Raw genomic sequence first — 8432 nt, forward strand, 5'->3', positions numbered from 1 at the left:
ACTGGGGACCGACGCTTGCTGCGGCTCTTATCAAAGATGTTGCATCAAGGGTTGATATACCTGTCGTTGCTCACCTCGATCACGCGAGCAGCCTTGAGCTTATATTCAGATCTATCCATGCGGGATTCACATCAGTGATGTACGACGGCTCGATGCTACCCGTTGAAGAGAATATTGCCAACTGCAAAATTGTGGTCAAAGTCGCTAGAACATTTGGCGTTTCAGTTGAAGCAGAGTTGGGACGAGTCGCCAAGGGTGAAGAGGGGGAATCGGCCGTCGAAATACTTACCGATCCTTCAGATGTAGTCATGTTCTGCGAACAAACAGACGTTGATGCTCTTGCTGTCGCTGTAGGCACTGTTCATGGCATGCAGAAACAGGAAGCCAATATCCATCTCGATCTAGTGGACGCGATATCTAAAGTATCGCCTGTTCCGTTAGTACTTCACGGTTCAAGCGGCGCGTCTAGTGAAGATCTTCGATACATAGCCACAACCGCCTTTTCTAAGATTAACATAGGAACAAGACTAAAGACCGTCTTCACCGAAGGCATAAGAGAGATTCTAAAGAACAACGAAGAACTAAAAGATCAGCTCACTTTGCTGAAGATGGCCGCACCAAGAGTCAAAGAGACCGTCAAGGAAAAGATTGAGCTCCTCGGAAGCGGTAACAGAGTCTAGTTCTTAAACTGGAAATCTTCGTCTGAATCTAGGATGAGGAACTTGAAAGCGTTCCGGACTATTAATGCCAGATTCAGCACAATGAGATCGGGATCTCTAAACCAAAGGCCCCTTTGTTACGGAATTGAGGGATAGAGACGGGGTCGGGGGTATGGGCGGCAGGTAGTATGAAAGAGAAGGAGAGCCGAGGGTCGTTTCTCGGTGAATGACTAATGCGGTCTTAAGAGTTCAGACTGGCTTCTATCTCTCGTCTTCTCGTTAATGGAGCTCTCGTCAAAGATCTTTCTCTCTAATCCCTATCTTCGCTCTTAAGTCCTCTCTCGAGAACTCATCATCATCCATAAGTTGGGGAGCTGATGAGAAATCATATGGTGCTCCTTCTCCCTTGACAACATATACTGTGTGTGGCTCCTGATAACGTGACATTAACTCCTCCCTTGAGGGAGGAGGGTGTTGGTCTCTGAGGACAGATCGCGAAAAACGGGACAGACGTCAGGACCCGTCAGTCCCTATTTTCACTTGTGTGGCGCTCAGCGTTTTCTCTCAAGCGGCCAACGGCTCTTCCCGCGAATCCTTCACTGGCGGCGATGATTCTCACCTTTTGACTGGCCTGCGTAAGCAAACTGGCTTTCAAATCGCTTCCTGCCGAAGCCTTGCGTCCCCAGACGCTTCTCTTAGCCTTGGCCCTTCACATCGCTCACTTTGTCTTCTGTTTTCCCCGGACTTTTGCTTTTCTGAACCAGAAGAAGTACATCGCCCCGATATAAGCTACCAGACCAAGAATGAAATACAGGTAGTATATAGGCTGGTCGGTTTTGTAGCCGAGAATAGGTATGTTAAGCAGTATCAGCATCGGAATGCCCAAGAATAACGCAAGCCCACTTCCGAAAACCATGTCTTCGGCGGTTCCCGTCTCAAATGTCGGGTCGACTTCTCTGAGCAACGCCATCCCGGTCGAGAGTGTACCGGTATGCATTCCGAAGAATGTTACTATGTGTTCCAGAGGCGCTTTCTCGTAAATCCTTTTTCCAAACCAGATCGTGTAGCCGGCAATGAAGAGTCCGCCTACCGAGGTGAGAATTATTACCGGCCAAATGTACTCCTGTATGACTGAGAAAGAGATCCCAGCGATCGACGCCGCTACCATGAAGTCGAACACACCCCCGCCGATACGCTGAAGTAGGAAGTCGTTCATATATTCGATCTCATATTTCTCTGACTTCCTCACCCTCTCATATATCGCTCTGAAGGCCATTGCGAAAAGAACTCCGATCACAAAATGGAAGCCCCATAAAACCTGGGCGAACGTCTCTCCGAACGTACCTAGCCCGCCGATCAAGCCCGTGAACCATTTCAAGAATAGGTAAGTGATGAGATATACGATTCCCACAGCCAGAGCCTGGATTGTAAAACCGTCGATGTCTGAAAATTCGAAGTCTTTAATAATTGCTTCGACTCTCTTTTTCAACTTAGGTATTTCAATCTGAATACCGATCTGCCTTTTTCTGTAGACCATCGTATTCAGCATAACAATTCCTCCAAATGCTGCCCAGAGAAAGCCTAATGTTGAAACGCTCAAGCCCACGGCTCCCCCGCCTGTAAAGCCCAGCGCTTCCCACTGACTACCCAGCGAATAGGCTTGTCCAGGGCCCTGAGCGAATCCCAGAGCTAATAGAAGACCAAAGGGTGGGAAGAGATCTTTGAAGAACAATCCTACAAGTGCGATACCAATGATGAACCCCACTAATCCCTGAAGAGCATAAGACATACTGATAAGAAAGCCGGTATTGACAGAAGACTTAGTAGTGGAGCGTCTCGTCCTCTTCAGCGCGATCGCGATGAAGCCAATTGCCATCAAGTGATAGACAAGGTTTCCAAGTCTATCGTAAGAGAAGGGGATTATCTTCATAACCTCCGGCCCCAAGAGAATCCCGAGAAAACCGGCAATAACTGCATTTGGAATGAGAACCTTGCTTAAGGGAGAAATCAACCTCTTCAGAACGGAAGCGACACCTATAAGGATGGAAAGGTAAGCGAAGTCGAGTATAATAGTCCAGTCTTGTTCCATGAGATCACCCCTTTTTGACAAAGCAATTGTATCAGAATACGGTTCAAGTTAATTTTCCTGGTTTTTGTTAGAATTGTAGAAAGAAGGAGGAAACTGTAATGACACTTACGCCGCTTGGTGGCGGCCGCGAGATAGGCGCGAATTCCTATCTCCTTAGTCTGGACGGAAAGAATATCCTGATTGATGCAGGCAGACACCCAGTAAAGGAAGGCTACGAGTCGCTACCTGAAATTGACAGCATAAACGATCTAGATGTGATAATGATCTCCCACTCCCACTACGACCATCTCTCTTCTCTACCTTACATATCTCAAAGATGGCCAAATGCGCCAATCCTGATGACTCAAGAGAATAAGGGCTTAGCTCTAAGAATACTTCAGAACTCAGTCGAAGTAATGAAGAAGAAGAACGCCAAAGACGGCGTTGAACCTATACTATACAGTCACGGCGAAGTTAACGAGCTGAAGAGAAGAATATTTCCGATGGAGTATTTTCAAAGGTACTCAATTGACAATGAAGTGGACGTGGCACTCTACCCAGCGGGTCATGTAATGGGAGCTGCCTCGATCTTTCTTGAGCATAAGGGAAAGAGAATTCTCTACTCTGGAGACATATCGCTTTCGCAGCAGCTTACTATCCCGCCGGCCCAGCTACCAAAAAAGGTGGAAACCCTTATCTCAGAGGGAACTTACGGCTCGAAAGAAAATCAGCTTCTAACAAGGTACAGCGAAATTGAAAGACTCAGCAAGTCAGTGAAACGCGTACTGGAAAACGGCGGCAGGGTCCTCATGCCTGTATTTGCCCTTGGCAGAGGCCAGGAAGCAATCTACATGCTTCTAAGGCTGATGGAAAAGAACAAGATCCCCTCCGTTCCCATATACACAAATGGAATGGTAGCCTCACTCAGTAATCTCTACATGAGCAATTACGAGCGCATTAGCGACAAGGATAGAAAGTGGTTCATGAAGAACTTCCAGCAAAATGTGACTGTGGCACCCAAGGCCATTGAGAGACTGCTCTTTTCGAAAGAGCCGGCGCTCCTTGTCCTTTCGGCCGGAATGCTTGTTGAAGATACTCTATCCTATATCTTCGCCAAGCAGATGTTGTCAAACAGCAAAGACGGAATCTTCTTCATGGGTTATCAGAGTCCGGAATCAGATGGTTACAGGGTGCTTGAAGCAAGTAAGAGAGGCGATGAACAAGTCGCCCTGGGAGAAGAGACGGTTGAGATTGGAACTAAGAACATAGATATCTTCAACTTCTCTGGGCATGCAGACTACCAGGAGCTTCTTGAGCTCCCCAGAAGACTGCAACCGGAGAAATTGATCTATGTTCACGGTGATGAAGGCGCTCTTGAAAACCTTGCAGAAGAACTCCAGTATGAGTTTGAGATTCAGATACCATCGAATCTTCAGACAGTCGAGCTCTGAATCCGGCGGTTGACAATGAAATGCACTGGTGTTATCATAGTGTACGGTTGCCGGGGTGGCGGAACTGGCAGACGCAACGGACTTAAAATCCGTTGGAGCGAGGGCTCCGTGTGGGTTCGATTCCCATCCCCGGCACCATGGAAGCAGGAAAAGCAGGTCATTCATATAGAAATATTGAGAATAATAGATACCCGGTGCGGGGTGGAGCAGTTTGGTAGCTCGTTGGGCTCATAACCCAAAGGTCACAGGTTCAAATCCTGTCCCCGCTACCATTATGAGGCGGTGTAGCTCAGCTGGCTAGAGCATGCGGTTCATACCCGCAGAGTCGTCAGTTCGATTCTGACCGCCGCCACCAAGCATTTAGGGTGTATCCGCGTGTATGAGCGCTTTGATCAAAGAAAACCTAGCCTCCCATTGGGAGGCTTGTTTGTTTTTACGTCAGTTTTTCGGCGATCTAAAAGCACTGCTTCATTAGCCCTAAGGCTTTTAGAACTGCCAGTGACAGTCATCAGCAGTGTTCAGTAAAGGTCCTGCTTCTGCTCTCATGATGCGGTGCTAATTTGAATGAGAACTGGCCCGCTCCAGATCTCCCGCAATGAAGAGACGTGTCTTCGCAAGATATAGACCTGAGTTCACTACTGCTACTGAAAAAACGCCGATAAAAGCCTTTGTATTCTATTTCTCGTCCTAAGGACGATTTGAGTAAGAGGGAAGGCGGTTGCTCCGGGAGTTTTGTTTCTGCGAGGATTGTATTTACAGAAAGGCTTGACTTCATGTTCTTCACCAAGAAATTGCGACCATACTCCTCAGTCAACTGTCTTCGAATAAAGAAGCGATAGAGATGGGAAAATACATTGCCGAAAAAGCTTTCATTGTCCGTCACAACGAAAGAAATGCACCTTTGAAGAATGGCCGGTTTCTAGGTATTGTGCATGACTATTGTAAATCCACGAACGAATATCGCTATTACCGTGATAACAAGCTCTACGACCAAAATCGGGAAAACTCTGGAAACTGTGATTTTCATCACCACGTCTCTTATTTTATGCTTCTCTTTTGTGTTGAGTCAATCTTTAGTAAGTCGCGATTTATGGCATCTTGAGATAGAAAGCCCGCAGAACGACACCAATTCCCGCCACGAGGCTTCGGTCACAAGCAAAAGAGTATCTTGATTGTTTTCGTCACATAACATTTGGCGAAGTTGTCCTGCAAGTCAAGTTTGACTTCCGATGATCCCGCACTTACGCGGATTCCTCCCGCAAAGCTCGTTCTCAAGTTCCGGAAGGATACTTTTCAGTTTGGATACTATATCCTGATCTAGAGGCATTTCTGTCATCATGTCCACAGCTTGAGCAAAAGAATAGGCGGTCCTGTAGGGCCTATCCGCCGTGAGAGCCTCAAACACATCTGCTACAGCCAGAATCTTTGCTTCGAGCGGTATCTCATCTCCCTTTAAACCCCGGGGATAACCGGAACCGTCTTCTCTTTCGTGGTGTAGATAGGCGTAAGGAACGAATCTCTCCAGGTATTCGAAATGTTGGAGAACTTCCTTACCGTGCTGGGGATGATTGCGTATTACCTCCTTTTCAATTTCGTCAAGTGGTCCGTGCTTTCTCAGTATGTTTAGTGAAATGCCCATCTTACCAATATCATGAAGCTTTGCACCGTTCACAAGCTCCATGATTTTCTTCCTTTTCAATCCAAGACTCTTACCCAAACACTCAGCGATTTTCGCCACATTTCTGGAGTGAAAGGCGGTGTGGGAATCTTCCATTTCCCACAAATACATGATTTCCTGAAGACCACTCATCTCGTAGTATCTGGAAAGACCGAGCGCCAGCACTTCCATAATGAACAAGACGCCAATTATCCCGGCCGCCACGGAATGTAGAATCATCCACCTGGTAAGATCATATCCTTTTATTTCGGTTCTCAGACCGTAGGCGAAACTCTTCGATCCGCCTGGTGAGAAGGTGATTCTGTCATCGAGATTCATCTCGGAAAGCAAGAAATTCTTGTCTATGCTGGCAATCACGACTGCATCGGATATCTCATTCTCCATATGGCTGTCGTAGACGTTGAAGTAGAGATAAAGCTCCTGCTCTATGGCAGATACTCTGTACACATCTTTAACCGGTATCTCTGACGGTCTGCTTATGAGCCTGGCCGTCTTCACTGCTGGAAACTTATTCTGGATCTCCTGGAGCATCTCTTCGATGAATACGTCGTCTTTCGACAAAACGGCGTTGTACATAGCGGTCCACTGGAAATATCCCAGAGACAAAGCAGATCCCAGATTTTCGACAGATGTCTCAAAGATTCCCGAATAGATTTTCTGAGTATAGTTTATTGCTTCATTTTGAAAGACATAGTACGGCATAAGCATAAGAAAGACGGTAACGAGAAAGATGAATATCACTAGAGTCGGTCGGATATACCTGAGTTCATCGAATCCTCTCATGTAACACCTCCCATTCTGCATGGAAAATCATTTGACATTATCATATCACTTAATCTTTTGATATAATTATTATATGAAGTGTCCTGCGATTCCCTTTTTTGCCTCTTCGATCACTCCAAGTTACATGCAATCCTAAGCCAGACACTACCCAAGCATCATTCCAATCATCGAATACTTTCTTCAGATGTGAGATCAGCCGTAAGGACCTTGGACAATGTTTTGGATTCAGAATACCCACCGAGAATTAGCAATTGGACTTGCAAAGAGGGGGAGCTGCTTTTAGAGATTTCCATCTGAACGCTTAACTGAGATCTCCACACTTTCAGGAGTAAAATGGATATCATAGAAGTAACGGGTCGCTTCATCTTGACCCGTGCTTGCCCACTCTAGCCCGGTTATTCGTGGGGCGACAGTCAGGAGTACTTTGAGAAACGCAATAACAAATGTGATCTCCTATTCTGAAATCTCACTATAATTACTTCCTTGCCTGCAAGAGTTTTATTGAGGGAAGTGGATAGTGTACAAGGAGGACTTCGTGAAATCAAAGACCTACGTATTTGAGGCAGTCATAAGAAAGTTCCGGACATAGATGGGGCGTATGTTGAATTTCCGTATGACCTCAAGTCGGAGTTCGGAAAGGGCAGACTGAGAGTCCACGCAACATTTGACCGCGAGCCTTACGATGGTAGCGTTGTCAACATGGGAATAAAGAAGGACGACGGGTCGGTGTCTTATATCATTGGTCTTCGAAAGGCCATCAGGAAAACTATCGAGAAGCAACCGGGTGACACCGTGAAAGTCACCGTTATGGAAAGNNGGCGAATGAAGCATGTGGAAGTGCCCTGAGTGCGGACGTGAGTTCGAACGTCACAATCAGAAACATGCGTGCATTGAACCGCCAGAGACGATTGACGAGTATATCACCATGCAGCCCGAAGGTGTTCAATCGCTACTGATGAGCGTTAGGGATGCCCTCAGAGAGGCGCTTCCGGGTTCGGAAGAGAGAATATCTTGGAGGATGCCCTCCTTCTGGAAGAAGAGGAACATAATCCACTTCGCTGCTTTTAAGAACCACATGGGGGTTTATCAAGGAGAAGAGGCAATTGCCCACTTTGCAGATAAACTAAGTCATTACAGAACAAGCAAAGGTGCTGTACAGTTCCCCTATGACAAAACCATTCCTCTTGAGCTGATAGTTGAGATCGCAAAATGGTGCAATGAAACAGGGAGTCATCACTAGCGGAGGATTAGTATGCCAAAAGTCAGAAAGATGCTCAATGACTGGGATGCTCCGTATATTCAGTCACTCATGAGACAGATCGAAACTCAGAGTAAGGAGACGCTCACATACTGGGCGGTTGAGTACTCCGAAGAAGTTATGTTGCCGCTCTGGTGTAAACACTATCCGATTGACCTCCGCCCGCGCAATGCATTGACTGCTGCGAGAGACTGGCAAGCCGGAACCATTAAACTGCCTCAAGCCAAGAAAGCAATTCTGGAGTGCCATGCCGCGGCTAGAGAAGCAGAAAACAATCCCGTTGCGCAGGCCGCAGCGAGAGCGATTGCCCAAAGCGCGTCAACTATTCACTCTGCAAGACACTGCATAGGACTCGCACTTTACGGAGCCTTAGCGGTTGCTTATGACGCTCTTGGAACAGAAGCACAATGGGAACAGCTTGAACTATGCGCCGCCGAAGAGTGCGGGAGCATGCTCGATTCGCTGCGTTCCATTTCGGTAGAAGATGAACCTTACCCTGTGAACATCGACTGGAAGAGCTGATCGCCTTGGGAAT

At 47.0% G+C, this 8432-nt stretch carries 8 protein-coding genes, 3 tRNA genes and 1 pseudogene; 8 read left to right on the forward strand and 4 right to left on the reverse strand.

Going from position 1 to position 8432, the window contains the following annotated elements; translation table 11 throughout:
- Positions 1-680: class II fructose-bisphosphate aldolase (locus B3N33_RS10405; RefSeq protein ID WP_292593266.1), on the forward strand; the 680-nt coding region annotated here is incomplete at its 5' end.
- A gap of 273 nt (positions 681-953) precedes the next feature.
- Here B3N33_RS10405 and B3N33_RS10410 read toward each other — a convergent pair.
- The 3 genes from B3N33_RS10410 to B3N33_RS10420 all read right to left on the reverse strand — a co-directional run bounded on the left by B3N33_RS10410 (position 954) and on the right by B3N33_RS10420 (position 2748).
- Positions 954-1106 carry a hypothetical protein gene (locus B3N33_RS10410; RefSeq protein WP_214061351.1) on the reverse strand — a complete coding sequence of 51 codons (153 nt, stop codon included), beginning with the start codon at positions 1104-1106 and terminating at the stop codon, positions 954-956.
- Positions 1107-1182: 76 nt separating this feature from the next.
- Entirely contained in the window at positions 1183-1314 is a 132-nt protein-coding gene (locus B3N33_RS10415) for a hypothetical protein (RefSeq protein ID WP_292590410.1), read from the reverse strand.
- Positions 1315-1377: 63 nt separating this feature from the next.
- Entirely contained in the window at positions 1378-2748 is a 1371-nt protein-coding gene (locus B3N33_RS10420; protein ID WP_292590412.1) for a sodium:glutamate symporter, read from the reverse strand.
- 98 nt (positions 2749-2846) lie between these two features.
- Here B3N33_RS10420 and B3N33_RS10425 point away from each other — a divergent pair, with 98 nt between their 5' ends.
- The 4 genes from B3N33_RS10425 (at position 2847) to B3N33_RS10440 (ending at position 4533) form a co-directional block, all read left to right on the forward strand.
- Positions 2847-4178: an MBL fold metallo-hydrolase gene (locus B3N33_RS10425; RefSeq protein ID WP_214079473.1), complete on the forward strand. Its 1332-nt coding sequence runs from the start codon at positions 2847-2849 to the stop codon at positions 4176-4178.
- 49 nt (positions 4179-4227) lie between these two features.
- Positions 4228-4316: transfer RNA gene (locus tag B3N33_RS10430), tRNA-Leu, on the forward strand.
- Between the two features lie 57 nt (positions 4317-4373).
- Positions 4374-4450 (forward strand) — tRNA-Met (locus B3N33_RS10435).
- A gap of 6 nt (positions 4451-4456) precedes the next feature.
- Positions 4457-4533: transfer RNA gene (locus B3N33_RS10440), tRNA-Met, on the forward strand.
- 858 nt (positions 4534-5391) lie between these two features.
- Here the strand turns inward: B3N33_RS10440 and B3N33_RS10445 are convergent.
- Entirely contained in the window at positions 5392-6639 is a 1248-nt protein-coding gene (locus tag B3N33_RS10445) for an HD-GYP domain-containing protein (RefSeq protein WP_292590414.1), read from the reverse strand.
- Positions 6640-7174: 535 nt separating this feature from the next.
- On the opposite strand from B3N33_RS10445, the pseudogene B3N33_RS13075 reads away from it, so the two are divergent.
- The 3 genes and pseudogenes from B3N33_RS13075 to B3N33_RS10455 all read left to right on the forward strand — a co-directional run bounded on the left by B3N33_RS13075 (position 7175) and on the right by B3N33_RS10455 (position 8419).
- A pseudogene (locus tag B3N33_RS13075) lies at positions 7175-7485 on the forward strand (DUF1905 domain-containing protein).
- A complete protein-coding gene (locus tag B3N33_RS10450; RefSeq protein WP_292593268.1) occupies positions 7469-7879 on the forward strand; it encodes an iron chaperone in 411 nt (136 codons plus the stop codon). Before B3N33_RS13075 ends, B3N33_RS10450 begins: the two are co-directional and overlap by 17 nt.
- A 12-nt stretch (positions 7880-7891) precedes the next feature.
- Entirely contained in the window at positions 7892-8419 is a 528-nt protein-coding gene (locus B3N33_RS10455) for a putative immunity protein (protein ID WP_292590418.1), read from the forward strand.
- Positions 8420-8432: the final 13 nt, after the last annotated feature.

The organism is Mesotoga sp. UBA5825 (assembly GCF_002432955.1).
GTDB lineage: Bacteria > Thermotogota > Thermotogae > Petrotogales > Kosmotogaceae > Mesotoga.

Bases quoted from the DNA above. Each gene is read 5' to 3' on its own strand.
- B3N33_RS10450 (WP_292593268.1), top strand. From the start codon at position 7,469: ATGTGGAAGTGCCCTGAGTGCGGACGTGAGTTCGAACGTCACAATCAG.
- B3N33_RS10425 (WP_214079473.1), top strand. From the start codon at position 2,847: ATGACACTTACGCCGCTTGGTGGCGGCCGCGAGATAGGCGCGAATTCC.
- B3N33_RS10445 (WP_292590414.1), bottom strand. From the start codon at position 6,639: ATGAGAGGATTCGATGAACTCAGGTATATCCGACCGACTCTAGTGATA.
- B3N33_RS10410 (WP_214061351.1), bottom strand. From the start codon at position 1,106: ATGTCACGTTATCAGGAGCCACACACAGTATATGTTGTCAAGGGAGAA.
- B3N33_RS10455 (WP_292590418.1), top strand. From the start codon at position 7,892: ATGCCAAAAGTCAGAAAGATGCTCAATGACTGGGATGCTCCGTATATT.
- B3N33_RS10420 (WP_292590412.1), bottom strand. From the start codon at position 2,748: ATGGAACAAGACTGGACTATTATACTCGACTTCGCTTACCTTTCCATC.